At 70.6% G+C, this 25,424-nt stretch carries 22 protein-coding genes, 2 tRNA genes and 1 pseudogene; 8 read left to right on the forward strand and 17 right to left on the reverse strand.

What is annotated here, in order from left to right:
• Positions 1-126: 126 nt before the first annotated feature.
• The 4 genes from ACZ4VL_RS17945 to pknB all read left to right on the forward strand — a co-directional run bounded on the left by ACZ4VL_RS17945 (position 127) and on the right by pknB (position 6,753).
• Complete coding sequence (locus ACZ4VL_RS17945) at positions 127-1,590, forward strand: PP2C family protein-serine/threonine phosphatase (protein WP_468200574.1); 1,464 nt, start codon at positions 127-129, stop codon at positions 1,588-1,590.
• Between the two features lie 31 nt (positions 1,591-1,621).
• Complete coding sequence (locus ACZ4VL_RS17950; protein ID WP_468200576.1) at positions 1,622-3,046, forward strand: FtsW/RodA/SpoVE family cell cycle protein; 1,425 nt, start codon at positions 1,622-1,624, stop codon at positions 3,044-3,046.
• Positions 3,043-4,509 (forward strand): peptidoglycan D,D-transpeptidase FtsI family protein, encoded by a 1,467-nt coding sequence (locus tag ACZ4VL_RS17955; RefSeq protein ID WP_468200578.1) that lies wholly within the window; start codon positions 3,043-3,045, stop codon positions 4,507-4,509. Before ACZ4VL_RS17950 ends, ACZ4VL_RS17955 begins: the two co-directional genes overlap by 4 nt.
• Before the next feature lie 222 nt (positions 4,510-4,731).
• Entirely contained in the window at positions 4,732-6,753 is a 2,022-nt protein-coding gene (gene pknB / locus ACZ4VL_RS17960; protein WP_468200579.1) for a Stk1 family PASTA domain-containing Ser/Thr kinase, read from the forward strand.
• Between the two features lie 87 nt (positions 6,754-6,840).
• Here the strand turns inward: pknB and ACZ4VL_RS17965 are convergent, their stop codons facing one another.
• From ACZ4VL_RS17965 to ACZ4VL_RS17985, 5 genes and pseudogenes are all read right to left on the reverse strand, one after another.
• Positions 6,841-7,557: a class E sortase gene (locus tag ACZ4VL_RS17965; protein ID WP_468200581.1), complete on the reverse strand. Its 717-nt coding sequence runs from the start codon at positions 7,555-7,557 to the stop codon at positions 6,841-6,843.
• Between the two features lie 42 nt (positions 7,558-7,599).
• A pseudogene (locus ACZ4VL_RS17970) lies at positions 7,600-8,400 on the reverse strand (class E sortase); the annotation flags it as partial.
• Between the two features lie 8 nt (positions 8,401-8,408).
• Positions 8,409-9,047: an aminodeoxychorismate/anthranilate synthase component II gene (locus tag ACZ4VL_RS17975; protein ID WP_361093013.1), complete on the reverse strand. Its 639-nt coding sequence runs from the start codon at positions 9,045-9,047 to the stop codon at positions 8,409-8,411.
• Entirely contained in the window at positions 9,044-9,244 is a 201-nt protein-coding gene (locus ACZ4VL_RS17980; protein ID WP_179171779.1) for a hypothetical protein, read from the reverse strand. The genes ACZ4VL_RS17975 and ACZ4VL_RS17980 overlap by 4 nt, the downstream gene beginning before the upstream one ends.
• 47 nt (positions 9,245-9,291) lie before the next feature.
• Positions 9,292-10,080 (reverse strand): DUF881 domain-containing protein, encoded by a 789-nt coding sequence (locus tag ACZ4VL_RS17985; protein WP_468200582.1) that lies wholly within the window; start codon positions 10,078-10,080, stop codon positions 9,292-9,294.
• A gap of 91 nt (positions 10,081-10,171) precedes the next feature.
• Here ACZ4VL_RS17985 and crgA point away from each other — a divergent pair, with 91 nt between their 5' ends.
• Complete coding sequence (crgA, locus tag ACZ4VL_RS17990) at positions 10,172-10,423, forward strand: cell division protein CrgA (RefSeq protein ID WP_468200584.1); 252 nt, start codon at positions 10,172-10,174, stop codon at positions 10,421-10,423.
• 146 nt (positions 10,424-10,569) lie between these two features.
• On the opposite strand, the gene ACZ4VL_RS17995 is transcribed toward crgA, so the two are convergent.
• Entirely contained in the window at positions 10,570-11,445 is an 876-nt protein-coding gene (locus ACZ4VL_RS17995) for a rhomboid family intramembrane serine protease (protein ID WP_468200587.1), read from the reverse strand.
• Between the two features lie 124 nt (positions 11,446-11,569).
• Positions 11,570-12,097: a peptidylprolyl isomerase gene (locus tag ACZ4VL_RS18000; protein WP_468200638.1), complete on the reverse strand. Its 528-nt coding sequence runs from the start codon at positions 12,095-12,097 to the stop codon at positions 11,570-11,572.
• A gap of 175 nt (positions 12,098-12,272) precedes the next feature.
• Between ACZ4VL_RS18000 and ACZ4VL_RS18005 the strand changes: the two genes are divergently transcribed.
• A complete protein-coding gene (locus ACZ4VL_RS18005) occupies positions 12,273-12,959 on the forward strand; it encodes a DUF5324 family protein (protein ID WP_468200589.1) in 687 nt (228 codons plus the stop codon).
• A gap of 72 nt (positions 12,960-13,031) precedes the next feature.
• Here ACZ4VL_RS18005 and ACZ4VL_RS18010 read toward each other — a convergent pair whose 3' ends face one another.
• Together ACZ4VL_RS18010 and ACZ4VL_RS18015 are read right to left on the reverse strand one after the other, a co-directional pair.
• Entirely contained in the window at positions 13,032-13,511 is a 480-nt protein-coding gene (locus ACZ4VL_RS18010; RefSeq protein WP_468200592.1) for a LysM peptidoglycan-binding domain-containing protein, read from the reverse strand.
• A gap of 207 nt (positions 13,512-13,718) precedes the next feature.
• Positions 13,719-13,791: transfer RNA gene (locus ACZ4VL_RS18015), tRNA-Ala, on the reverse strand.
• Positions 13,792-13,952: 161 nt separating this feature from the next.
• Here ACZ4VL_RS18015 and ACZ4VL_RS18020 point away from each other — a divergent pair.
• Together ACZ4VL_RS18020 and ACZ4VL_RS18025 are read left to right on the forward strand one after the other, a co-directional pair.
• Complete coding sequence (locus ACZ4VL_RS18020) at positions 13,953-14,501, forward strand: helix-turn-helix domain-containing protein (RefSeq protein WP_361093032.1); 549 nt, start codon at positions 13,953-13,955, stop codon at positions 14,499-14,501.
• Positions 14,502-14,595: 94 nt separating this feature from the next.
• Complete coding sequence (locus ACZ4VL_RS18025; protein ID WP_468200594.1) at positions 14,596-15,984, forward strand: serine/threonine-protein kinase; 1,389 nt, start codon at positions 14,596-14,598, stop codon at positions 15,982-15,984.
• Between the two features lie 10 nt (positions 15,985-15,994).
• Here the strand turns inward: ACZ4VL_RS18025 and ACZ4VL_RS18030 are convergent, their stop codons facing one another.
• The 8 genes from ACZ4VL_RS18030 to recF all read right to left on the reverse strand — a co-directional run bounded on the left by ACZ4VL_RS18030 (position 15,995) and on the right by recF (position 25,355).
• Positions 15,995-17,278 carry a hypothetical protein gene (locus tag ACZ4VL_RS18030; RefSeq protein WP_468200597.1) on the reverse strand — a complete coding sequence of 428 codons (1,284 nt, stop codon included), beginning with the start codon at positions 17,276-17,278 and terminating at the stop codon, positions 15,995-15,997.
• A gap of 145 nt (positions 17,279-17,423) precedes the next feature.
• Complete coding sequence (locus ACZ4VL_RS18035; RefSeq protein WP_208809277.1) at positions 17,424-17,558, reverse strand: DLW-39 family protein; 135 nt, start codon at positions 17,556-17,558, stop codon at positions 17,424-17,426.
• Positions 17,559-17,703: 145 nt separating this feature from the next.
• Positions 17,704-17,777: transfer RNA gene (locus tag ACZ4VL_RS18040), tRNA-Ile, on the reverse strand.
• 93 nt (positions 17,778-17,870) lie between these two features.
• Positions 17,871-18,542 carry a DUF3566 domain-containing protein gene (locus ACZ4VL_RS18045; RefSeq protein ID WP_468200599.1) on the reverse strand — a complete coding sequence of 224 codons (672 nt, stop codon included), beginning with the start codon at positions 18,540-18,542 and terminating at the stop codon, positions 17,871-17,873.
• A gap of 3 nt (positions 18,543-18,545) precedes the next feature.
• Positions 18,546-21,137, reverse strand: coding sequence for a DNA gyrase subunit A (gyrA, locus tag ACZ4VL_RS18050; protein WP_468200602.1), 2,592 nt, complete (start codon positions 21,135-21,137; stop codon positions 18,546-18,548).
• A gap of 41 nt (positions 21,138-21,178) precedes the next feature.
• Positions 21,179-23,239 (reverse strand): DNA topoisomerase (ATP-hydrolyzing) subunit B, encoded by a 2,061-nt coding sequence (gyrB, locus tag ACZ4VL_RS18055; RefSeq protein ID WP_468200605.1) that lies wholly within the window; start codon positions 23,237-23,239, stop codon positions 21,179-21,181.
• Between the two features lie 425 nt (positions 23,240-23,664).
• Positions 23,665-24,222, reverse strand: coding sequence for a DciA family protein (locus tag ACZ4VL_RS18060; RefSeq protein WP_468200608.1), 558 nt, complete (start codon positions 24,220-24,222; stop codon positions 23,665-23,667).
• On the reverse strand, positions 24,219-25,355 hold the full coding sequence (gene recF / locus ACZ4VL_RS18065) for a DNA replication/repair protein RecF (protein ID WP_468200611.1): 1,137 nt from the start codon (positions 25,353-25,355) through the stop codon (positions 24,219-24,221). The genes ACZ4VL_RS18060 and recF overlap by 4 nt, the downstream gene beginning before the upstream one ends.
• Positions 25,356-25,424 lie beyond the last annotated feature (69 nt).

Genomic DNA, 25,424 nt, shown 5'->3' on the forward strand with positions numbered 1-25,424 from the left:
GAGCGAGCGAGCCGCGGCAGTCCGTCCCGTGCAGGACGCGGACCCGAGCGCGCTCCCGACCGGAGGGTGGGCAGTGTGGCTCGAGACCGGTTGTACCCCGAGGAAGCGTCGACAGGGCAGGTGCACATGAGTCTGTCCCTGCGGTTCGCCGCCGGATCACACAAGGGCATGATCCGCGAGGGCAACGAGGACTCCGGCTACGCCGGCCCCCGTCTCCTCGCGGTCGCCGACGGCATGGGCGGCCAGGCTGCAGGCGAGGTCGCCAGCTCCGAGGTGATCTCCTCGCTCGTGCAGCTCGACGACGACGTCCCGGGCTCCGACATCCTGACCGCGCTCGGCACGGCCGTGCAGCGCGCCAACGAGCAGCTGCGCGTCATGGTCGAGGAGGACGCCCAGCTCGAGGGCATGGGCACCACCCTCACCGCCCTGCTGTGGACCGGCCAGCGGCTCGGTCTGGTGCACGTCGGCGACTCCCGCGCCTACCTGCTGCGCGACGGGGTCCTGACGCAGATCACCCAGGACCACACGTGGGTGCAGCGCCTCGTCGACGAGGGCCGCATCACCGAAGAGGAAGCCACCACCCACCCTCAGCGCTCCCTGCTGATGCGCGCCCTGGGCAGCGGCGACACGGTCGAGCCGGACCTGTCCGTCCGCGAGGTCCGCGTCGGAGACCGCTACCTGATCTGCTCCGACGGCCTGTCGGGCGTCGTCTCCCACCAGACCCTGGAAGAGACCCTCGCCGACTACCACGGCCCGCACGAGACGGTGCAGTCCCTGATCCAGCTCGCCCTGCGCGGCGGCGGACCGGACAACATCACCTGCATCGTCGCCGACGTCCTCGACACCGACAGCGGGGACACCCTCGCCGCCCAGCTGAACGACACCCCGGTCGTCGTCGGCGCGGTCGCCGAGAACCAGCACCAGCTCTTCGACGGCGGCGCCATGCAGACCCCGGCGGGCCGCGCCGCGGGCCTGGGCCGCCAGGTCCCGCCGCCCGCCGGCGCCTTCGGCCCGCCCGGCAGCGGCGACGCCCCCGGCTACGGCTACCCCGACCAGAGCCACGGCCAGGGCGGCGCGTACGGCAGCTTCGGCGACCCCGAGCCGTACGACGACGAGGCCCGCTTCGAGGACGCGTACGACAACCCCCGCCGGCGCCGCAGCAAAGGGCGCAAGTGGACCGCCCGCACGCTGATCCTGCTGATCGTGGCCGGAGTCGTCGGCGGCGGCCTGTACGCCGCCCACCGCTGGACGCAGACCCAGTACTACGTCGGCGTCAAGGGCGACCACGTCGCGCTCTTCCGCGGCATCAGCCAGAAGCTGGGCCCGCTGGAACTCTCCAAGGTGGAGACGGACCGCTCCGACATCGAACTGAAGTACCTTCCGCCCTTCAAGCGCAAGCAGGTCGAGGCGACCATCAGCGAGACCAGCCTCGACGGGGCCCGCCAGAAGATCGATGAACTCGGAGTGCAGGTTTCCGCGTGTAAGAAGGACGAGGAGCGCCGCACCGCGGAGCAGAACAACCAGACACCGGGCCCCGGCAGCCTGACTCCGGCAGAGCAGCAGCTGGTGGGCCTGTGCGGGAAGCAGTAGTCATACGCGGGCACAGGGGGCCCACCACACCATGAGCGTTGTCACCAACACGACCACCATCGGCGCCATCGAGCTGCCGAGCAGGCGGAACACCGAGCTGATTCTGCTCGTCTTCGCCGTGGTCATCTCGATCTTCGCCTACGCCAACGTGGGGCTCGCGATCCACGGCGAGCTGCCCCCCGGCATGCTCGTCTACGGCGGCGGCCTCGCCGTGCTCGCGGGCATCGCCCACGTCGTCGTGCGCCGCTACGCCAAGTACGCCGACCCGCTGCTGCTGCCGATCGCGACCCTCCTGAACGGGCTCGGCTGCGTGCTGGTCTGGCGGCTGGACCAGTCCGAGCGCCTGCAGAACCTCGCCAAGCGCAGCTTCGGCGCCTTCTCCGAGTCCGCGCCGCGCCAGATGATGTACACCGCGGTGGCCATCGCCATGTTCGCAGCCGTGCTGCTGCTCCTGAAGGACCACCGCACCCTGCAGCGGTTCACGTACATCTCGATGGCGGGCGCGCTGGTCCTGCTGGTCCTGCCGGTCATCCCGGGTCTGGGCGCGGACGTCTTCGGCGCCAAGATCTGGATCAGCGTCGGCGGCTTCTCGATCCAGCCCGGCGAGTTCGCGAAGATCGTCATCGCGATCTTCTTCGCCGGCTACCTGATGGTGAAGCGCGACGCCCTGGCCCTGGCCAGCCGCCGCTTCATGGGCCTCTACCTGCCACGCGGCCGCGACCTCGGCCCGATCCTGATGATCTGGGCGATGAGCCTGCTCGTCCTCATCTTCGAGAACGACCTCGGCACCTCGCTGCTGTTCTTCGGCATGTTCGTGATCATGCTGTACGTCGCCACCGAGCGCACCAGCTGGATCGTGATCGGCCTGCTCATGAGCGTCGGCGGCGCCGTCGTCGTCGGCACGTTCGCCAGCCACGTGCAGGCACGTGTCAACGCCTGGCTCGACCCCTTCGGCTGCTACTCCAAGTCCGGTGCCTGCGAGCAGGTCGGCCAGTCGATCATGAGCTTCGGTTCCGGCGGCGTCCTCGGTGCCGGCTGGGGCCAGGGCAACTCGGACCTCATCGGCTTCGCCGCCAACTCCGACTTCATCTTCTCCACCGTCGGCGAGGAGCTCGGCCTGGCCGGTGTCATGGCCTTCCTGCTGCTCTACGGCCTGATCATCGAACGGGGCGTGCGCACCGCGCTCGCCGCCCGGGACCCCTTCGGCAAGCTCTTCGCCATCGGGCTCTCCGGCGCCTTCTCGCTGCAGATCTTCGTCGTCGCCGGCGGCGTCATGGGCCTCATCCCCCTCACCGGCATGACCATGCCCTTCCTGGCGTACGGCGGTTCCTCCGTGCTCGCCAACTGGGTCCTGGTCGGCATCCTCATCCGGATCAGCGACACCGCCCGCCGTCCCGCGCCGGCCCCCGCGCCGTCCCCCGACTCCGAGATGACCCAGGTGGTCCGTCCGTCATGAACAAGCCCCTGCGCCGCATCTCGCTCTTCTGCGGACTGCTCATCCTCGCCCTGCTGATCCGGACGAACTGGCTGCAGTACGTCCACGCCGAGGAGCTGAGCACCCGCAAGGAGAACCGACGGGTCCAGATCGCCCAGTACGCCACCCAGCGCGGCAACATCATCGTCAAGGGCGGGCAGTCCATCACCGGCTCCGTCGCGACCGACGGCAGCGACTACAAGTACAAGCGGACCTACGTCGAGGGCCCGATGTGGGCCCCGGTGACCGGCTACGCGTCGCAGGCGTTCGGCTCCACGCAGCTCGAGTCCCTTGAGGACAAGATCCTCACCGGCAACGACGACCGGCTGTTCTTCGACCGCACCATCGGCATGTTCACCGGCGACAAGAAGGCCGGCGGCAACGTCGTCACCACGCTCATGCCGGACGTGCAGAAGGCCGCGTTCGACTCGCTCGGGGACAAGACGGGCGCGGTCGCGGCCATCGACCCGCGCACCGGCGCCATCCTGGCCCTGGTGAGCAAGCCCTCGTTCGACCCGTCCGCCTTCGCCGGCAACTCCAAGACCGACGAGAAGGCCTGGGTCGAGCTCAAGGACAGCGAGGACAAGAAGCTCGTCAACCGCGCGCTGCGCGAGACCTACCCGCCCGGCTCCACCTTCAAGGTGGTCACCGCGGCCGCGGCCCTGGAGAACGGTGTCGTCACCAACATCGACGCGCCGACCGACACCCCGGAGCCGTACTTCCTGCCCGGCACGAAGACCCCGATGGTCAACCACGCCAAGGGCTGCGAGAAGGCCAGCCTGAACGACGCGCTGAAGGTCTCCTGCAACTCGGTCTTCGCGATGCTCGGCGACAAGGTCGGCCGCGACAAGATGGTCGAGACGGCCCAGAAGTTCGGCTTCAACAACGACAAGATCGACACCCCGGTCCGCGCGTTCGCGAGCATCTACGACAAGACCATGGGCAAGGACGGCAACGCCCAGAGCGCCATCGGCCAGTTCAACACCGCGGCCACCCCGCTCCAGATGGCCATGGTCACCGCCGCGATCGCCAACGACGGCAAGCTGATGAAGCCGTACATGGTCGACCAGCTCACCGCGCCCAACCTGGACGTCATCGAGAAGCACGAGCCGCAGGAGATGAGCCGGCCCCTCTCCGCCGCCAACGCGCAGAAGATCCAGCAGATGATGGTCAACGTCGTCGAGGCGGGCACCGGAACGAACGCGAAGATCAAGGGCGCGACGGTCGGCGGCAAGACCGGTACCGCCCAGCACGGCGAGAAGAACGCCAAGCGCCCGTACGCCTGGTTCATCTCCTACGCCAAGGCCGCCGACGGAACCAGCCCGGTCGCCGTGGCCGTCGTCATCGAGGACAGCGAGGCCAGCCGCGACGACATCAGCGGTGGCGGCCTCGCCGCCCCGGTCGCCAAGGCCGTCATGCAGGCCGTGCTCAGCAGCAAGAGCTGACGGGCGGCGCGGACAATGGAACGACGGGATGACCCGTGAAGGACCTGCACGGAGTGACCTGGGGCACTGATCCCGCCCGGAACCGAGCGTACGGTACCGGTCCGGTATCAGGCTGTGGTCACGAACCGATCACCGACGATCGGCCGGTAGCCTTTGCGCGGACAGCACACCGCCGGACCACACACGGGTGCGGTCGGGACTGACGGAGAGGGCTGGAACGTTATGGAAGAGCCGCGTCGCCTCGGCGGCCGGTACGAGCTGAGCCACGTGCTCGGCCGCGGTGGCATGGCCGAGGTGTACCTCGCCCACGACACCCGGCTCGGCCGTACCGTCGCCGTCAAGACCCTGCGCGCCGATCTCGCCCGCGACCCGTCGTTCCAGGCCCGGTTCCGCCGCGAGGCCCAGTCGGCCGCGTCGCTCAACCACCCGGCGATCGTCGCGGTCTACGACACCGGCGAGGACTACGTCGACAACATCTCCATCCCGTACATCGTGATGGAGTACGTCGACGGCTCCACCCTGCGCGAGCTGCTGCACTCCGGCCGCAAACTGCTGCCCGAGCGCACCCTGGAGATGTGCATCGGCATCCTCCAGGCCCTGGAGTACTCCCACCGCGCCGGCATCGTCCACCGCGACATCAAGCCCGCCAACGTCATGCTGACCCGGACCGGCCAGGTCAAGGTCATGGACTTCGGCATCGCCCGCGCCATGGGCGACTCCGGCATGACCATGACGCAGACCGCGGCCGTCATCGGCACCGCCCAGTACCTCTCCCCTGAGCAGGCCAAGGGCGAGCAGGTCGACGCCCGCTCCGACCTGTACTCCGCGGGCTGCCTGCTCTACGAACTGCTCTGCGTCCGCCCGCCGTTCATCGGCGACTCCCCCGTGGCCGTCGCCTACCAGCACGTGCGGGAAGAGCCCCAGCCGCCGTCGAACTTCGACCCCGAGATCACGCCCGAGATGGACGCGATCGTCCTCAAGGCGCTGGTCAAGGACCCCGACTACCGCTACCAGTCGGCCGACGAGATGCGCGCCGACATCGAGGCCTGCCTGGAGGGCCAGCCCGTCGCCGCGACCGCCGCCATGGGCGCCGCCGGCTACGGCTACCCCGAACCGGGCAACGGCTACGGACACCAGGGCTACGACCAGCCCACCGCCGCCCTGCGCCCCGCCGAGGCCGGCCAGACCTCCATGCTCCCGCCGACCCCGGGCGAGGGCGGCTACGGGTACGGGGACCAGGGCCCCGGCGGGTACGACCAGGGCCACGGCCGCCGCCAGAACCAGAAGAAGAGCAAGGCCTCGACGATCCTGCTCGTCACGGCCGGCGTCCTCGTCCTGGTCGGCGCCATCCTCATCGGCCGCTCGCTGTTCAACGGCGGCGCCGACAACCGGCCCCTCGTGCCCAAGCTGATCGGCGAGACCTTCGAGCAGGCGCAGAAGAACGCCGACAACGTGGGCCTCAAGGTCGAGAGAGCGGCCGACGAGACCTGCGACAACCAGCCCAAGGGCAACGTCTGCAAGCAGGACCCCGCGCCCGACACCCGGGCCGAGCACGGCTCCACCGTCAAGCTGACGGTCTCCTCGGGCGCCCCGCCGGTGGCCGTCCCCAACGTCGTCAACATCAGCTTCGAGGAAGCGGAGAAGGCGCTCAAGGACAAGGGGTTCCAGGTCGAGAAGAAGACCCAGGACTCCGACCGCACCCCCGGCACCGTCCTGGACCAGAGCCCGAAGAACGGCCAGGCCCAGAAGGGCTCGACGGTCACGCTGACCGTCGCCAAGGAGCCCGCCAAGTCCGCGATGCCGGACCTCCTCGGCAAGACCAAGGAGCAGGCCGCCAAGGCGTTGTCCGACGCCAAGCTGAAACTGGGCAGCACCACCGAGGTCGACTCCCCCGGCGCCCCGCCGAAGACGATCGTCCAGCAGCAGTACCAGCCGGGCGAGCAGCTGGCCCCAGGCACGACGGTGAACGTGTCGATCTCAAAAGGAGCACAGCAGACACAGGTCCCGAACCTCACCGGACGGACCGTCGGGCAGGCCAAGCAGGAACTCGCAGCCCGGGGACTGACCTTCGGCCAGATCCTGTCGGGCCCCTCGGACGACAACGCGATCGTCGTGAGGACCGACCCGAACGCGGGCACCCCGGTCCCCCAGGGCACGGTCGTGAACGTGCAGACGTTCGGCGGCAACGGCAACCCGCAGGGCGGCCAGAACACCGGGTTGTTCGGCGGCCTGGGCGGCCGCTGACCCGCACGACGTACGACGCAGGAGGCCCGGCCGCCCTTCCCGACGGGGAGGGGCGGCCGGGCCTCCTCCGTGTTCTCGGCCGTGTGCTCAGCGCAGTTCGGCCGGCGGTGTCCGCTTCGCGTCGACCTTCTCCGTACGGACCAGCTCGCCCCACACGACGTACCGGTACTTGGAGGTGTACACCGGCGTGCAGGTGGTCAGCGTGATGTAGCGGCCCGGCGCCGTCCGCCCCGACCCCTTCGGGACGGGCGCGATCACGTCGACGTCGTACTTGGAGGTCTGGCGCAGCTCGGCGAAGACCTTGTACACGTACCAGGTGTCGCGGGTCTCGAAGACGACCGCGTCGCCCTTCTTCACCTTGTCGATGGCGTGGAACTTCGCGCCGTGCCCGTCGCGGTGCGCCGCCAGCGAGAAGTTCCCCGTCTTCTCCCAGGGCAGCGCCGCCTTCACCGGGTCCGTGTAGTAGCCGGCCACGCCGTCGTTGAGGACCTCCGGCGCCGTGCCCCGCTTGACCAGCACCTCGCCGTTCTTCATCGCGGGCACGTGCAGGAAGCCCACACCGCCCTGGGTGTCCAGGGCGCCGGGCTGCGCGGGCGTCCCCGCCGTCGGGGTCGCGCCCTGCCACTGGCGGCGGATCTCGTCGCCGCGTGCCGAGGCCTGCCGGTCCGCGAGGACGTTCGTCCACCACAGCGAGTACGCCACGAACAGGCCGAGCACCAGGCCGGCCGTGATCAGGAACTCGCCGAGCAGGCTCAGGAACGCCGCGAGCACATTGCTGCGGCGGGGCGGCGCGGTACGGGACACGGCGGTTCGTCCTTCGAGCGGGGGCGGCGAGCTGCCGCCGGCCTACCGGGCGGCCAGCGCGGGCGGAGCGCCCTGGCCGCGCGGGCGTTCGTCCACCATCCTGCCCCATACGATCATGCGGTAGGTGCTGGTGAACTCCGGGGTGCAGGTCGTCAGCGTGATGTACCGGCCCGGGGCGGTGAAGCCGGAGCCCTCCGGTACGGGTTTGAGCACGGCCACGTTCGTCGGCGGTGTCTGCGGCAGGACCGAGGTCATCTCGTACGTGTAGTACGCGTCGCGGGTCTCGACCACGATCGGGTCGCCGGGCTCCAGCCGGTTGATGAAGCGGAACGGTTCGCCATGGGTGTTGCGGTGTCCCGCCAGCGCGAAGTTGCCCTGCTTGTCCGCGGGCATCGCGCTCTTCAGGGCGCCGTCCCCGTAGTGCCCGACCATGCCCCGGTCGAGCACCTTGGGCTTGCTCACGCCCTCCGCGACCGGCACCTTCACGTCCAGCTTCGGGATGTGCAGGATCGCGAAGCCCTGGCCCGGTTCGAAGGCCGCCGGCGGCGGGGCGGCGGCGCCCCCGGGGGCCTGCTGCCAGGTCTGGCGCAACGAGCCCGCGGCCCCGTCGGCGGTGCGCTGGGCGAGCACGTTCGTGTACCAGAGCTGGTAGGCCACGAAGAGCAGCATCACCACGCCCAACGTGATGCACAGCTCCCCGAGCGTCCGGCTCACGACGACGAGCGGCCCGCCCGAGGCCGGCCGCTTGCGCCGCCGCCCACCGCCGCGCCGCCGCGCGCGTTTCCCGGCCTGCTGGGCGGCCCTGCGCCGCGCGGCCCGGCCCTCGGGGGGCGCGGACGGCGCGAGCGAGGTCACGCGACGGCCTTGCCCACCACCGGGGCCAGCCCCGCCGAGCGCTCGACGGCACCCTCGTCCCCGCAGCGCACCAGCCAGTTCGCGAGCATCCGGTGGCCGTGCTCGGTCAGCACCGACTCGGGATGGAACTGCACGCCCTCCACGTCGTGCTCCCGGTGCCGCAGCCCCATGATGATCCCGTCCTCGGTGCGCGCGGTGACCTCCAGGACGTCCGGGAGGGTCTGCGGCTCGGCGGCGAGGGAGTGATAGCGGGTCGCGGTGAACGGCGACGGCAGCCCCTCGAAGACGCCGAGCCCGTCGTGGACCACCGGGGAGGTCTTGCCGTGCAGCAGCTCCGGGGCGCGGTCCACGACGCCGCCGTAGGCGACCGCCATCGACTGCATGCCGAGGCAGACACCGAAGACCGGGACGCCGGTGGCGGCGCAGTGGCGGACCATGTCGACGCAGACGCCGGCCTCCTCCGGGGTGCCGGGACCAGGCGAGAGCAGGACGCCGTCGAAGCCGTCCTGCGCGTGGGAGAGCTCCACCTCGTCGTTGCGCAGCACCTCGCACTCCGCGCCGAGCTGGTACAGGTACTGGACCAGGTTGAAGACAAAGCTGTCGTAGTTGTCGACAACCAGAATGCGCGCGCTCACGGAGTCGCTCCCGATCCCTCGTCCACCGTCACATCGTTGAACGGAAGGAGCGGCTCGGCCCACGGGAAGACGTACTGGAACAGCACGAAGACCACCGCGAGGACCAGTACGAGGGAGATCAGCGCGCGTACCCACGCGTTGCCCGGCAGATGCCGCCAGATCCAGCCGTACATGCCGTCCGCGTCCCTTTCGCTCACGCACCGCGGGGGCGGTACGCACACAGACTAAAGCCCGCGGCCCGGCGTCAGGGGGTGCTTGTCGCGGAGGAGCTCTCGACCGGCCTCGCGTAGTGGAGGTCCACCGTGCCGGAGTATCCGGGCAGCGTCAGCTCCTTGTGCTCGTCCACCTTCCAGCCGAGCCCGTACGCCGTCACGTACATCTGGTAGTTCTGCAGGGCCGGGGAGGACGCCAGGGCCTTGCGCAACGCGCCCGGGTCGCCGACCGCCGTCACCTTGTACGGGGGCGAGTAGACCCGGCCCTGGAGGATCAGCGTGTTGCCCACGCAGCGCACCGCGCTGGTGGAGATCAGCCGCTGGTCCATGACCTGGATGCCCTGGGCGCCGCCCTGCCACAGGGCGTTCACGACGGCCTGGAGGTCCTGCTGGTGGATCACGAGGTCGTTGGGCTGCGGCTCGGGCACGTTGGGGATGCGGGCCGTGGCGCCGGGCGGGGCGTCGTTGAGGGTGACGGTCAGGCCCTTGCCGGAGAGGGCTTCGGTGCCGGAGGCGGTGCGCAGGGCGGCCAGCTTGGCGTCCTCGGCCTTGGTGCTGCCGTCGTCGCGGTCGGCGAGGGCGTCGACCCGGCTGCGGAGGGCGGCGGTGGTCTGTTCCAGTTCCGCGTTGTTCTGGCTGCGCTCGTGGATCAGGTCCGAGAGCTTGAGCAGCGAGGCGTCCGTCCGGATGTTCGTACCCTTGGACGTGTTGAAGCTGGTGATGAAGATCAGGCCCGCCAGGGCGAAGACGGCGGCGGTGAGCAGCCGGACCGCCCGGAACCGCCGGCGGGTACCCGCGGAGGAGTCGTCGGAATTGCTCAACGTACCCTTCTCCTTCAACGCCACAGGTCCACTACGCTAACGGACGCCCGGGGCAGGCAGGTCCCCAGCGCATCGACAGGAGAAGCCCCTCGTGCCGAAGTCACGTATCCGCAAGAAGGACGACTACACGCCGCCGCCGACGAAGGTGCAGCAGATCAAGCTGACCAACCGCAGCTGGGTCGCTCCGGTCATGCTGGCACTCTTCCTGATCGGCCTGGCCTGGATTGTCGTGTTTTATGTGAGCGAGACCCAGCTTCCGATCGAGTCCATCGGAAATTGGAACATTGTAGTCGGATTCGGGTTCATTGCGGCGGGATTCGGCGTTTCCACTCAGTGGAAGTAGGCGGCTCGCGGGCTGGTGCGGGGCGGTAGGCACAGGGTGCCGCCGCCCCGCAAGCTCTCCCCATGAGTTATCCACAGCGTCATCCACACCTGAGGAAAAGACAGACCATCTGTGGATAACTCTGTGGAGCGTTGACGCCGGTGTGATCAGGTGAGTTCGGCCGTACGGGCCAGTACCAGGCCTGCTGCCAGCAGGAACACCAACGCGCACGTCCCCCATTGGACGAAGGCCCGCTTTCCCCCGGTCCCCGGGGCCAACATGGCCAGCCCGAGCAGCAGACCGGTCAGCAGCCCGCCGACATGGGCCTGCCAGGACACCGACAGCGAGCCGCCGAACGGCACGAAGGTCAGCACCAGCATGAGCACGACCATGGTGATGACCGGGCGCATCTCGTAGCGCAGCCGGCGCGCCAGCACGACGGTGGCCCCGAGCAGCCCGAAGACGGCCCCGGAGGCACCGAGCGTCGGGGTGTTCGGCGCGGTCAGCAGGTACACGAAGGCGCTCGCGCCCAGCCCGGACAGCACGTAGACGGCGAGGTAGCGGATCCGGCCCAGCGCCGCTTCCAGCGGGCCTCCGATCACCCACAGGGCCAGCATGTTCCCCGCGATGTGCCACCACTCCGCGTGCAGGAACACCGAGGTCAGCAGCCGGTGGTACTGGCCGGTGGAGACGCCCTCGACGGGGCCGCCGAGGTACTCGACGTACCGGCCGAGCAGCTCCAGCTGCACCACGAGCGGAGGGAAGAGCAGGCCGGCCAGGAAGACCGCCACGTTGATCCCGATGAGGACCTTGGTGACCAGGTGCGGGTCGGCGGCCACGGTCCCGCCCGCGAGGGTGCGCGGAGCGTTCGCGGCCGGCCGGTGGCCGGTCCCGGAGCCCTCGCGGACGCACTCGGGGCACTGGAAGCCGACCGAGGCACTGATCATGCACTCGGGGCAGATGGGGCGCTCGCAGCGGGTACAGCGGATTCCCGTGTCGCGGTCCGGGTGGCGGTAGCAGCCCGGCAGACGGTCGGTGTCCATCGGTTCCCTCGGTCAGCGGCAGGACGGCTCGGCAGCGGGACGGCGGTGCATCCCGCCGGTCCGGTATGCCCTCAGGACGGACGGGCGGGGCGGAAGGTTCCCGGGGCCGGCCCGAGCCGCCCGGTCAGCGCCGCTCGACGGAGACGGACTTGATGATCACGTCGTCCAGCGGGCGCTCGGTGCGCGGGTTCGTCGGCAGGCCGGCGATCGTGTCCACGACGGTCCGGCTGGCCTTGTCGGTGACCTCGCCGAAGATCGTGTGCTTGCGGGTGAGCCAGGCGGTGGGGGCGACGGTGATGAAGAACTGGCAGCCGTTGGTACCCGGGCCCGCGTTGGCCATGGCGAGCAGGTACGGCTTGGTGAAGGCCAGGTCCGGGTGGAACTCGTCGGCGAACTGGTAGCCGGGACCGCCGGTGCCGTTGCCGAGGGGGTCGCCGCCCTGGATCATGAAGCCGCTGATCACGCGGTGGAAGACGGTGCCGTCGTAGAGCGCGTCCGTGGTCTTCTGACCGTCGGTGGGACGGGTCCACTCACGGGCGCCCGTGGCGAGCTCCACGAAGTTCCGGACGGTCTTCGGAGCGAAGTTCTCCAGAAGCTCGATCTCGATGTCGCCGTGGTTGGTCTTCAGGGTGGCGTAGAGCTTCTCGGCCACGGATCTGCCTTCCATAGTCAGCACTGTCGATCCCAGATCCTCCCACGGAGGGCCGTACGCCACAGAAATCCCCCACCCGGATGCCCTGTCGCGCATGCCGCCCGGCCCCAAGCCAGGCATGATCCGACAAAGGGTGGAAAGGTGAACTGTGTCCGCCACCGAGGAGGAGGATCCCGTGACCCGCAACGACAGCGTGCGCCTGGTCGCCGACAGCGCCCGGGACACGATGAGGCACGCAGCGGAGCTGGTGGCGCCGTACGCAGAATCCGCCAAGGACGCGGCGGTGCAGTACGCGCACGAGGCGAACGAGCGGCTGAGCCCGATGGTCTCGCAGGCCGCCCAACAGGCCTCGCGTCAGGCGCGTACGGCGTACGACGCCCATCTGCATCCCCGGATGATCGCCGCGCGTGCCCATGTGCCGCCGAACGTCGACCGGGCCGCGACGCAGGCGGTGCACCAGACCCGGCGGGTGGCCCGGCAGGCCGCCGACTACACGCAGCCGAAGCTGGAGAGCGCCATCGCGGCCGGCCGGCCGGTCGCCGAGGAGGCCGCACTGCGCTCGGCCGCGGTCGGCGTGGCCGCCCTGGCGGCGCTGCGCGGCCAGATGACGGCCCAGGAGGTGAAGAAGCTCGTCAAGCACCACGAACGGCTCCAGCGCCGCAACCGGGTGCTCAAGGGCGTGGTCCTGGCCGGCGTACTGGCCGGCGCCGCGTACCTGGCCTGGCGCTGGTGGGACCAGCAGTCCAACCCCGACTGGCTGGTCGAGCCGCCCGCGGCCACCGAGCTGTCGTCGCGCGACGAGGCCCAGGCGACGTTCGACGACGAACTGGCCGCGAAGGAGCGCGAGGCGGGCGAGGAGTAGCCGCCGGGAAAATGACGCGTGGGGCCGGATCCGAGGGATCCGGCCCCACGCGTTCTACCGCCTGACGGGAGGTCAACCAGGGGGTCGGCCGGGCAGGGTGAGCACCTGTCCGGGGTGGATCAGGTGAGGGTTGGCCCCGATGACACCCCGGTTCATGGCGTAGAGCTCGCGCCAGCGGCCCTCGTTGCCCAGCTCCCGCAGGGCGATCGAGGTCAGCGAGTCCCCGGCCCGGACGGTGTACGTGCGCTTCACGGCGGCCGTCCCGGCCGTCGGCTCGGGAGCCGCGGGGACCGCCTTGTGCGCGGCGGACGCGGGCGTGGGGGTGTGCGCCGGGTGGGAGGCCGCGGCGGGCTTCTGCGGGGCCCGGGCGACCCTCGGAGGCGCGGGGGCGGGCTTCGGCGGGGCCGCGGCTGCCATGCGCTCGGCAGCCTCCCTGGTGGCCGCGACCGCGTCGGCGTAGGTCGTCGCGTAGTCGGCGGGCGCGCTGGCGACCGCCTTCTCGGCGGCGGCCTGTTTCTTCTTGTCGGACCTGAGGAAGTCGAAGAGTCCCATGTCTGTGCGCCTCCGGATCAGTCTCGTGCCCCGGGCTCGGTGCCTGTCCCCACTGTCCGCCAGGAGGCGCCGCCCGGCCCTGCGGCGGGCCCGTCCGGGGGACCGGGAGGCCCCTTGCGCGCGCCGTTTCACGTGAAACATTGCCGAAGACAGCATGACAAAACCCCTCCCGATCTGCGTTTCCGCAGGTCAGAAGGGGTTGAAAAGTGGAGCTTAGGAGACTCGAACTCCTGACATCTGCCTTGCAAAGGCAGCGCTCTACCAACTGAGCTAAAGCCCCGAAAGGGAGGACGCGGCCACCTCCCGCGAAGGAGTGGTCGTTCCGCAGAACAGAGTACCGGGTTCTCCCCCTCATCCCGCAAAATGATGGGGACTCCCACCGTGCGACCACTCTCCGTAAGATGCTCGCGAGGTTCGCACCAGCGAAGGGGAGTAGGACGCGTGGACGCAGTACAACAAGAGGCTACAGCCAGAGCCAGAGAACTTCAGCGCAGTTGGTACGGGGAGCCCCTCGGCGCGCTGTTCCGCCGGCTCATAGACGACCTCGGCCTGAACCAGGCCCGCCTCGCTGCCGTCCTCGGGCTCTCGGCCCCCATGCTCTCGCAGCTGATGAGCGGCCAGCGCGCCAAGATCGGAAACCCGGCCGTGGTCCAGCGCGTCCAGGCGCTGCAGGACCTCGCGAGCCAGGTGGCGGACGGCAGCGTCAGCGCCGCCGAGGCCACCGACCGGATGGACGAGATCAAGCGGACCCAGGGGGGCTCCGTCCTCAGCAACAGCGGTCAGACCAGCACCGGTTCCGGCGCCCCGACCGTCAAGCGCGTCGTCCGCGAGATCCAGTCGCTGCTGCGCTCGGTCTCCGCGGCCGGTGACATCATCGACGCGGCGAACAGCCTCGCTCCCACCCACCCGGAGCTCGCGGAGTTCCTCAAGGTGTACGGGGCGGGCCGCACCGCCGACGCGGTGGCCCACTACGAGGCCCACCAGAACTGACGCGCACGGCACCGGCGCGCACGGCACCGGCACACGTACGGCACACGTACGGCGCACGTACGGCGGACGAGGACAACGGGGGACGGACGCAGCCATGGGTGAGGTCTTCGCCGGCCGGTACGAACTGATCGACCCGATCGGGCGCGGCGGGGCGGGCGCGGTGTGGCGCGCCTGGGACCAGCGCCGCCGCCGGTACGTGGCCGCGAAGGTGCTCCAGCAGGGCGACGCCCACATGCTGCTGCGGTTCGTCCGCGAGCAGGCCCTGCGCATCGACCACCCGCACGTGCTGGCCCCGGCCAGCTGGGCGGCGGACGACGACAAGGTCCTGTTCACCATGGACCTCGTCTCCGGCGGGTCCCTCGCCCACGTGATCGGGGACTACGGCCCGCTGCCGCCGCGGTTCGTCTGCACCCTGCTCGACCAGCTCCTGTCGGGGCTGGCGGCGGTGCACGCGGAAGGCGTCGTCCACCGCGACATCAAGCCGGCCAACATCCTGTTGGAGGCCACGGGAACCGGACGGCCGCACCTGCGGCTGTCCGACTTCGGCATCTCGATGCGCAAGGGCGAACCGCGCCTGACCGAGACCGACTACGTGGTGGGCACGCCCGGCTATTTCGCTCCCGAGCAACTGCGCGGAGCAGAGCCGGACTTCCCCGCCGACCTGTTCGCCGCCGGACTGGTCGCCCTCTACCTGCTCCAGGGCCGCAAGCCCGATTCCGCGGCGCTGGTGGAGCGGTTCCTCGCGCACGGGATCCCGGACGCCCCCGAGGGCGTCCCTGCGCCCCTCTGGGACGTGATCGCGAACCTCCTGCAGCCGGACCCCCAGAGCCGCTTCAAAACCGCCACAGGGGCACGCAAGGCCCTTGCCGGGGCCGTGGAGCTGCTCCCGACGCCCCCTCCCGACGCGGAACCGGTGGAGGTCTTCGACCAACTCGGCCCCCTGCCACCCGGCTTCGGCCCGCAGGGGCCGCAGAGCCCCGCCTCGACACCGTCCGGGCCCGCCTCGCCGGCCGCTCCGCCCGGGCCCGCAGCCGGGCCCACAGCAGGGTCCACAGCAGGGTCCGCCGAAGATCCGAGGGCCTCCGCGGTGCCGACGCGGACGACGCTGCCCGCGCCTCCCGCGCCCGCGCCGGCGGCCGCGGTGACGGCCACGACGGCGGAGCCCGCCCGTACCGACCCGCGGCACACGGCGACCGCGGCGGCCACGGCGCCCGTCCCCGGCCCCGGCCCGGCGACCGTCCCCGGCCCCGACCCGGCTCGGGCTGCCACCGCCGCGGCCCCGACGACGGGCAGCTTCCACCTGGCCCCGCCCGAGCCCACCACCGCCCCGTACCCGCCGGCCCGGGGCCAGGCCGAGGACGAGGCCCGGGCCCCCGCCCGTACCGGCGGCATCGCCCCGCCGTCCCGGACGGCCGCAGCGGCCCTCCTGGCCGCCGCACTGCTGTGCTTCGCGGTGGGCGCCTGGGCCCTCACCCAGCTCTGACGACCGCCGCTCAGGCGCTCCGAGCGCCCCGGCCGCGCCGGGCCAGCAGCAGCCAGCCGCCGAGGACGAGCAGCAGCACCGTCCCGGCTCCGAAGCCGCCGGCGGCGACCACGCCCATCGTCCGGCGCCGGTCGGCGGCCGCGAGCGCCTCCGGCTCCGTCAGCCCGTCCCGGGCGGCCGTACGGTCGTCCTCCTGCACGGCGAACCCCTGCGCGGCCGGGCTCTCCGTGTACGGGGGTGCGGGCACGGCCCGGTTCTCCACGTTCAACCGCAGCGTCAGCGGCACCGGGGTGGCGTCCTCGGTGAACTCGGCGACCTTCTCGCCCAACGTGACCGCCACGTAGTACCAGCCGGCCACCCGCGCCGAGCGCAGGGCGCTGTCGGACGCGAAGCGGTTCTCGTAGGCGACCGGCGCCGTCGGCGGCAGCGTCAGGCCCGCCTGCTTGCCGTCGTAGCTGCCGTCCTCGTCCTCCAGCAGGCCGCGGTACGGGGTGTACACGCTGACCATCAGCCCCTTGGAGGCCGACGCGTACTCCTTGGTCCGCTTCGCCGCCGCCAGCTCCGCGCTCACCGCCAGCTGCTGCCCCCAGTCCACGGGCACCCGGTAGAACCGCGTCTGCCCCGGCCTCAGCCCGTCGCGCCACACCCCGGCGCCCAGGGCGCGGGCGTCGTTGAAGCCGGTGCCGCCCTCCCGCGGCACCGCCTGGCTGCCCGGTGGCACCGGCGGGGCGGACGGCCAAGAGCTGGGCGCGGCCAGGGGTGCGCTGCCGGTCTTCAGGCCGGGCTCGCGGGACACCTTCAGCTCCACCGGCCACGGCGTCCGGTCGGAGCCCTTGGCGGCCTCCCGGGTGACCTTCACGTAGTACACGCCGGCCTGCTGGCAGTCGGCGTCCTCCTTCAGCAGGCGCCCGCCCGCAGCACCGATGGGCCGCGCCCCGCTGCCGTACCCGAAGGTCGTCCGGCCGGGGCTGCCCGGGCAGTCCCGCCCTGCGGTGGTCATGACGCTGACCTCGACGCCGTCGCTGCCGGAGTCGATCTTCGCGCCGGGGGAGGGCTGCAGGACGGCGGAGACGTACACGGTGGACCTGTCGTCCAGGTTGAGCCGGTAGAAGCGCTCGCCGGGGGCCAGGGCGTCCGCGTAGACCCGGCCGGGCTCCACCTGCGGTGCGTCGGCCGTGCTCGCGGCTCCCTGCACCTTCTGCGCGCCCGGTGCCGGCCGGTACGACGGCAACGGCTCCACGGCCGCGTACCCGACCCCCGGCAGGGCCGCCACCAGCCCCAGGGCGGCTGCCACCGCCGCCACCGGAGCCGCCGTCCGCACCCGCCCCATCACAACCCACCCCCGGTTTTGCTCAAGCAACGCAAATATTTACGAAACGGAACAGCATGAAGCCCCGGCCGCAGTGGCAGCCGGGGCTTCATGGATCAGCCTTGGGGTCTCACACGCCCGAACCGGAGGGCACGGAGTCGGTAGCCTCCGTCCACAGGTCCTGCTCGGCGCGGTCCGCCTGGATCTGGCGGTACACGAGGAGACCGCCGATGGCGGCCAGTGCGACCAGGAGCAGCTTCTTCACCGCGCGACCTCGTCTTTCGTCGTCGTTGGGTACTTCTGGCGGCCAACAATACACACCGATCGATACCGTTCGGTGACCTGGGAAGCCCCCGGCGGCCCAACGAAGAAGACCCCCGGGCCGTCCGGCCTGGGGGTCTTCCACACTGTGGGGCTAACAGGATTTGAACCTGTGGCCTCATCCTTATCAGGGATGCGCTCTAACCAACTGAGCTATAGCCCCTCCGCGCTGCGCGCTGACTCCTGAAGATTAGCGCACAGACACGGTCCCGCCAAAATCCGATCCGCGGGGGCTTCCCCGCAGGTCATCCGACGGTCACTCGTCCTCTGCCAGCGTGAGCTCCACACCGCCGACGAAGCCCGCCGACAGGTTGTAGATGAACGCGCCCAGCGTCGCCAGCGCCGTCGCCAGTACGACGTCGATCACGGCGATCACCGAGGTGAAGGTCAGCACCCGCGGGAGCGACAGGAACGCCTGGAGGTCGAAGCCCGTGCTCTCGCTCGAACCGGTCGCCTCGCTGATGGTGCTGCCGACGGTGGAGAAGACACCCATGGCGTCCATGACCATCCACAGCACGGCCGCCGCCACGATGGTGCAGACGCCCAGTGCGATGGACAGCAGGAAGCTGACCTTCATCACCGACCACGGATCGGCCTTGGCCACCCGCAGCCGCGCCTTGCGCGTCCTGGGCGTCACACGGGCCCCTGTGCGCGGCTTGCGCTGCGCGGCGGGGTCCCCGGCGCCCCGGGACGTGCCGGGGCCCGAGGGCGCCGCGTACGCCTGCGGCGGCTGGTACGGCTGTTCCGCGGCCGGCTTCGCCTGCTTGGCCTTGGACTTCGACTCCTGCCCTCGCGTGTCCGTCACGGCCGTCCCCGTTCCCTTGCCCTCGGAGGCGCCTGCGGCGGTCACGCCCTCGGAGTCCGCGGCGGGGCCACGGGCACCGTCCTCCTCGGTCTTGGCCGGTCCGGCGCCCGTGGCTCCACTCACGACTTACTCCTCGTGCTCCCCGGCCGAGGGCTCCGCGCCCTCGGCGGCATCGGCGGCCTGTCCTTCGGCTGCCTCGGTCTCCTCGACCTCGTCAGCTTCCTGACCGGCCTCGGCGTTACGAGCGATACCTACCACGGCATCGCGCTTGCCCAGGTTGATCAGCTGTACGCCCATGGTGTCACGGCCGGTCTCCCTGACTTCGTTGACTCGCGTACGGATCACACCACCGCCGAGCGTGATGGCGAGGATCTCGTCCGAATCGTCGACCACGAGCGCGCCGACGAGCGAACCGCGGTCCTCCACGATCTTGGCGGCCTTGATGCCCAGGCCGCCACGGCCCTGGACGCGGTACTCGTCGACCGGCGTCCGCTTGGCGTAGCCGCCGTCGGTCGCGGTGAAGACGAACGTACCGGGCCGGACCACGCTCATGGACAGCAGCTCGTCGCCCTCGCGGAAGCTCATGCCCTTCACGCCGGAGGTCGCACGGCCCATCGGACGCAGCGCCTCGTCGGTCGCGGTGAAGCGGATCGACTGCGCCTTCTTGCTGATCAGCAGCAGGTCGTCCTCGGCGGACACCAGCTCGGCGCCGATCAGCTCGTCGTCACTGCCGTCCTCCCGCTCGCGCAGGTTGATGGCGATGACGCCGCCCGACCGGGGCGAGTCGTAGTCCTTGAGCGCCGTCTTCTTCACCAGGCCCGCCTTGGTGGCCAGGATCAGGTACGGGGCCGCCTCGTAGTCGCGGATCGCGAGGATCTCGGCGATCTGCTCGTCCGGCTGGAAGGCCAGCAGGTTGGCCACGTGCTGACCGCGGGCGTCGCGTCCGGCGTCGGGCAGCTCGTACGCCTTGGCCCGGTAGACCCGGCCCTTGTTGGTGAAGAACAGCAGCCAGTGGTGCGTGGTCGAGACGAAGAAGTGGTCGACGATGTCGTCTTCCTTCAGCTTCGTCCCGCGCACGCCCTTGCCGCCGCGCCGCTGGGAGCGGTAGTCGTCGGTCTTGGTGCGCTTGACGTAGCCGCCGCGGGTGATCGTGACGACGATGTCCTCTTCGGCGATCAGGTCCTCGATGGACATGTCGCCGTCGAACGGCACCAGCTTCGACCGGCGGTCGTCGCCGAACTTGTCGACGATCGCCGCCAGTTCCTCGCTGACGATCGCGCGCTGCTTCTCCGGCGAGGCCAGGATCGCGTTGTACTCGTTGATCTTCGCCTGGAGCTCGTCGTGCTCGGCGACGATCTTCTGCCGCTCCAGGGCCGCCAGGCGGCGCAGCTGCATCTCGAGGATGGCGTTGGCCTGGATCTCGTCGATCTCCAGCAGGCCCATCAGGCCGTCACGGGCGACCTCGACCGTCTCGCTGCGCCGGATGAGGGCGATGACCTCGTCGATCGCGTCCAGCGCCTTGAGCAGGCCGCGCAGGATGTGGGCGCGCTCCTCGGCCTTGCGCAGGCGGAACTTCGTCCGCCGGACGATGACCTCGATCTGGTGGTGCACCCAGTGGCGGATGAACGCGTCGAGCGACAGCGTGCGCGGCACGCCGTCGACCAGCGCCAGCATGTTCGCACCGAAGTTGGTCTGCAGATCGGTGTGCTTGTACAGGTTGTTGAGCACGACCTTGGCGACGGCGTCGCGCTTGAGCACGATCACCAGGCGCTGGCCGGTGCGCGAGGAGGTCTCGTCGCGGACGTCGGCGATGCCGCCGATCCTGCCGTCCTTCACCAGGTCGGCGATCTTCTGCGCGAGGTTGTCCGGGTTCACCTGGTACGGGAGCTCCGTGACCACCAGGCACTGGCGGTTCTGGATCTCCTCGACCTCGACCACGGCGCGCATCGTGATGGAGCCGCGGCCGGTGCGGTACGCCTCCTCGATGCCCTTGCGGCCCACGACCAGGGCGCCGGTCGGGAAGTCCGGGCCCTTGATGCGGTCGATGAGCGCGTCGAGCAGCTCCTCGTGCGGGGCCTCCGGGTTGGCCAGGTACCACTGGGCGCCCTCGGCGACCTCGCGCAGGTTGTGCGGCGGGATGTTGGTCGCCATGCCGACGGCGATGCCGGCGGAGCCGTTGACCAGCAGGTTCGGGAAGCGCGCCGGCAGGACCGTCGGCTCCTGGTTGCGGCCGTCGTAGTTGTCCGTGAAGTCGACGGTCTCCTCGTCGATGTCGCGGACCATCTCCATCGACAGCGGCGCCATCTTGCACTCGGTGTAGCGCATGGCGGCGGCCGGGTCGTTGCCCGGGGAGCCGAAGTTGCCGTTGGAGTCCACCAGCGGCATGCGCATCGACCACGGCTGGGCCAGGCGGACCAGGGCGTCGTAGATCGAGGAGTCACCGTGCGGGTGGTACGTGCCCATGACGTCGCCGACGACGCGGGCGCACTTGTAGAAGCCCTTCTCGGGCCGGTAGCCGCCGTCGTACATCGCGTACAGCACGCGACGGTGGACGGGCTTGAGGCCGTCGCGCACGTCGGGCAGCGCACGGGACACGATGACGGACATCGCGTAGTCGAGGTAGGAGCGCTGCATCTCCGTCTCGAGCCCGACGGGCTCGATGCGCATCTGCTGCTCCTCCGCGGCGTTCTCGGCGGTGGGGGTGGTTTCGTCGGCCATTGCTGGTCAGAAGTCCTTTCGGGCGGCCGTGAAGAGCCGACTCAGATGTCGAGGAAGCGAACGTCCTTGGCGTTGCGCTGGATGAAGGAGCGCCGTGCCTCGACGTCCTCACCCATCAGCACCGAGAACAGGTCGTCGGCCTGGGCCGCGTCGTCCAGGGTGACCTGGCCGAGCACGCGGTGGTCCACGTCCATGGTGGTGACGCGCAGCTCCTCGGCGTTCATCTCGCCCAGACCCTTGAAGCGCTGGATCGAGTCCTCCTTGATCCGCTTGCCCTGGCGCTTGCCGTGCTCGACCAGGGCGTCGCGCTCGCGGTCCGAGTACGCGTACTCGAAGTCGTCGCGACCCCACTTGATCTTGTAGAGCGGCGGGCGGGAGAGGTAGACGTGTCCGGCCTCGACCAGCGGGCGCATGAAGCGGAACAGGAAGGTCAGCAGCAGGGTGTTGATGTGCTGGCCGTCGACGTCGGCGTCCGCCATCAAAATGATCTTGTGGTAGCGGAGCTTCTCGATGTCGAAGTCCTCGTGGATACCGGTGCCGAAGGCGGAGATCAGCGCCTGGACCTCGGTGTTCTGGAGGATCTTGTCGATACGGGCCTTCTCGACGTTCAGGATCTTGCCGCGGATCGGCAGGATGGCCTGGTACATCGGGTTGCGGCCGGACTTCGCGGAACCGCCGGCGGAGTCACCCTCGACGATGAAGATCTCGCACTTGGTCGGGTCGTTCGACTGGCAGTCCGACAGCTTGCCCGGCAGCGAGGCGCTCTCCAGCAGGCCCTTGCGGCGCGTCAGGTCGCGGGCCTTGCGGGCCGCGACGCGGGCCGTGGCCGCCTGGATGGCCTTGCGGACGATGTCCGCGGTCTCGACCGGGTTGCGGTCGAACCAGTCGGACAGGTGCTCGTGCGCGACCTTCTGGACGAAGGTCTTCGCCTCCGTGTTGCCCAGCTTGGTCTTGGTCTGGCCCTCGAACTGCGGCTCGCCGAGCTTGACCGAGATGATCGCGGTCAGACCCTCGCGGATGTCGTCGCCGGTGAGGTTGTCGTCCTTCTCGCGGAGCAGCTTCTTGTCACGCGCGTAGCGGTTGACCAGGGAGGTCAGCGCGGCGCGGAAGCCCTCCTCGTGGGTGCCGCCCTCGTGCGTGTGGATCGTGTTGGCGAAGGAGTACACGCCCTCGCTGTACTGCGAGTTCCACTGCATCGCGATCTCGACCGAGAGCATCCGCTCCTTGTCCTCGGCCTCGACGTCGATGACGGTCGGGTGGATCAGCTCGCCCTTGCGCGAGTTGAGGTACTTCACGAAGTCGACGATGCCGCCCTCGTAGTGGTACCGGACGGTGCGCGCCACGGGCTCGGCCGCGTCCGCCTCCGGGTCGTCGGCGCCCGCGGTGGCCTTCGCCGACTCGCGCTCGTCGGTCAGCGAGATGGTCAGGCCCTTGTTCAGGAAGGCCATCTCCTGGAAGCGCCGGGACAGCGTCTCGAAGGAGTAGTCGGTGGTCTCGAAGATGTCCCCGTCGGCCCAGAAGGTGACCGAGGTGCCGTGCGCGTCGGTCTCCTCGTTCTTGGCCAGCGGGGCCGTCGGCACGCCCATCTTGTAGTCCTGGGTCCAGCGGTGCCCGTCGGTCTTGACCTCGACCGCGACCTTGGTCGACAGGGCGTTCACGACGGACACACCGACGCCGTGCAGACCGCCGGAGACGGCGTAGCCTCCGCCGCCGAACTTGCCGCCCGCGTGCAGGACCGTCAGGACGACCTCGACGGCCGGCTTGCCCTCGGACGGCACGATGCCGACCGGGATGCCGCGGCCGTTGTCGACCACGCGCACGCCGCCGTCGGCCAGGATGGTCACGTCGATGGTGTCCGCGTAGCCGGCGAGCGCCTCGTCGACGGAGTTGTCGACCACCTCGTAGACCAGGTGGTGCAGGCCGCGCTCACCGGTGGAGCCGATGTACATGCCGGGCCGCTTGCGAACCGCGTCCAGGCCCTCCAGCACCTGGATCGCGGAGGCGTCGTACGAGGCGGTGACCTCCCCGTTCTCGCCGGCTGTGGACTGGTTGTCGTTGGGGTTGCCGGAATCGGCCACGAAGCGCCCTTTCTGGCACAGCACAGGCCGGACTCCGGGCCGGCAGGGCTGCCGGGAAGGAGCGGCTGCGTCGATCTGCGTTGTCAGCGTGTTTTCGTCGGAATCCCGCGGCGAGGCGGGATTCGCTTCAGTCTACCGGTACCACGGACATGAATGGGGGTTTGCCGGTACCTGAGTACGCATGTGCCGCCCTGAACCTCCTCTCTCCGACTCCCCATATTCGGACCGGGGCTCAAAGAGGCTCACGCGGGCCTCCAGCGCTTCGGGCTGTCAACCTTCCACTACCGTGAGGGACGCCACCCGGGCAGGGGGGTTCGAGGGCCCGCGAAGAGGACCCGCCACGGCTCTGCCGTGGCGGGTGTGACTACTGGGACGGGAGCTCTCGCCGCTGCCCGGGGCATCGGCCGGCTGCGGCCGGCAGGGGCTGGCCGGGCCCCGGTCTCGGGGCCTCAGCCGTAGGTGTCGCCCGGGCCCGTGCTGCCCGGGGCGCGCCAGGGGCCGTACCGCTTCGACCGGCCGCCCGGACCCTGCACCTTGATCAGCCGGACCGTGCCCTGGCCGAGGTCCCCGTTCAACCGGGCCACCAGCTGCGGGGCCAGCAGCTTCAGCTGCGCCGCCCACGCCGAGGAGTCGCACCGGACGACCAGCTCACGGTCCTCGTAGCGTTCCGGTTCGCAGTGCGTCGCGATCTCCGGGCCGACGATCTCCGGCCAGCGCTCCATCACGCCGGCCACCGCCATCGGCATCTCCCAGCCGCGCTCCGTGCGCAGCCGGTCCAGCGCCGCCATCAGCGGCATCGGGTCCCGGCCGTCCGCCCGCGCCCCCGAGCGCAGGCCCGGCTGGTGCCGGCCGCCGCGCCCGCCGCCCGCCGCGGCTCCGCGCGCCCGCGCCTGCTCGCGTGCCGCGGCCAGGGCCTGGCGTGCGAGATCCACTCCCGAGAGCTCGGGGGCCTTGCGCCCCGGGACCGCGCCGGCCGCTTCCTGCGGATTCCGCTTGTCCTCGTTCACAGCCGGGTCACCTCACCGCCGGACACTGCGAAACGGGTCCCCGTCAGCACGTCCGGAACGTCATCGTCCACAGCCGCCGTCACCAGCACCTGCTCGGCCGGCGCCACCAGCTCGGCCAGTCGCTCCCGGCGCCGGGCGTCCAGCTCCGCGAACACGTCGTCGAGGATCAGCACCGGCTCGGCGCCCTCCGAGCGCAGCAGCTCGTACGAGGCCAGCCGCAGCGCCAGCGCGTACGACCACGACTCGCCGTGGCTCGCGTACCCCTTCGCCGGCAGCTCCCCGAGCCGCAGCAGCACGTCGTCGCGGTGCGGGCCCACCAGGGTCACACCCCGCTCGACCTCCTGCTTGCGGACCTGCGCGAGCGCGTCGAGCAGCGCCGCGTACAGCTCGTCCCGGGTCCGCGCCGCCCCGGCGTCCACCGCCTCGCCCGCCGAGGACCGGTACGCCAGGCCCAGCGGCCCACCACCGGGGGCGAGCTGCTCGTACGCCTTGTCCGCCAGCGGCAGCAGGGCGGCGATCAGGTCCAGTCGCTGGGCGAGCAGCTCCGCGCCCGCGCGCGCCAGGTGCTGGTCCCACACGTCCAGCGTCGACAGGTCCATGGAGCGGCCGCCGTGGCGGCGCGCCATCGCGGCGGACTTCAGCAGGGTGTTCCGCTGCTTCAGGACGCGCTCGTAGTCCGACCGGACGCCCGCCATCCGCGGTGCGCGGGCCGTCACCAGCTCGTCGAGGAGCTTGCGGCGCTCGCCCGGGTCGCCCTTGACCAGGGCCAGGTCCTCCGGTGCGAACAGCACCGTCCGGACGATCCCCAGCACGTCACGCGGCCGGACCTGGGAGGACCGGTTGATGCGGGCCCGGTTCGCCCGCCCCGGGTTGAGCTCCAGCTCGACCAGCTGCTGGCGTTCGCCCTGCCGGACGGCCGCGCGGACGACGGCCCGCTGCGCCCCCATCCGCACGAGGGGGGCGTCCGAGGACACCCGGTGGCTGCCGAGCGTCGCCAGGTAGCCGATGGCCTCGACCAGGTTGGTCTTGCCCTGGCCGTTGGGGCCCACGAAAGCCGTGACGCCCGGGTCGAGGGGAACCTCGGCCCGGGCGTACGAGCGGAAGTCGGCCAACGAGAGATGCGTGACATGCATGCGGCGCCGACCTCCCCCGGCTTCCTGCTGTTCTGCTCTGTACTGCGGTACTGCTCCGTGCTGCCGTGC

The sequence above is a fragment of the Streptomyces sp. NPDC029014 genome, assembly GCF_055564695.1.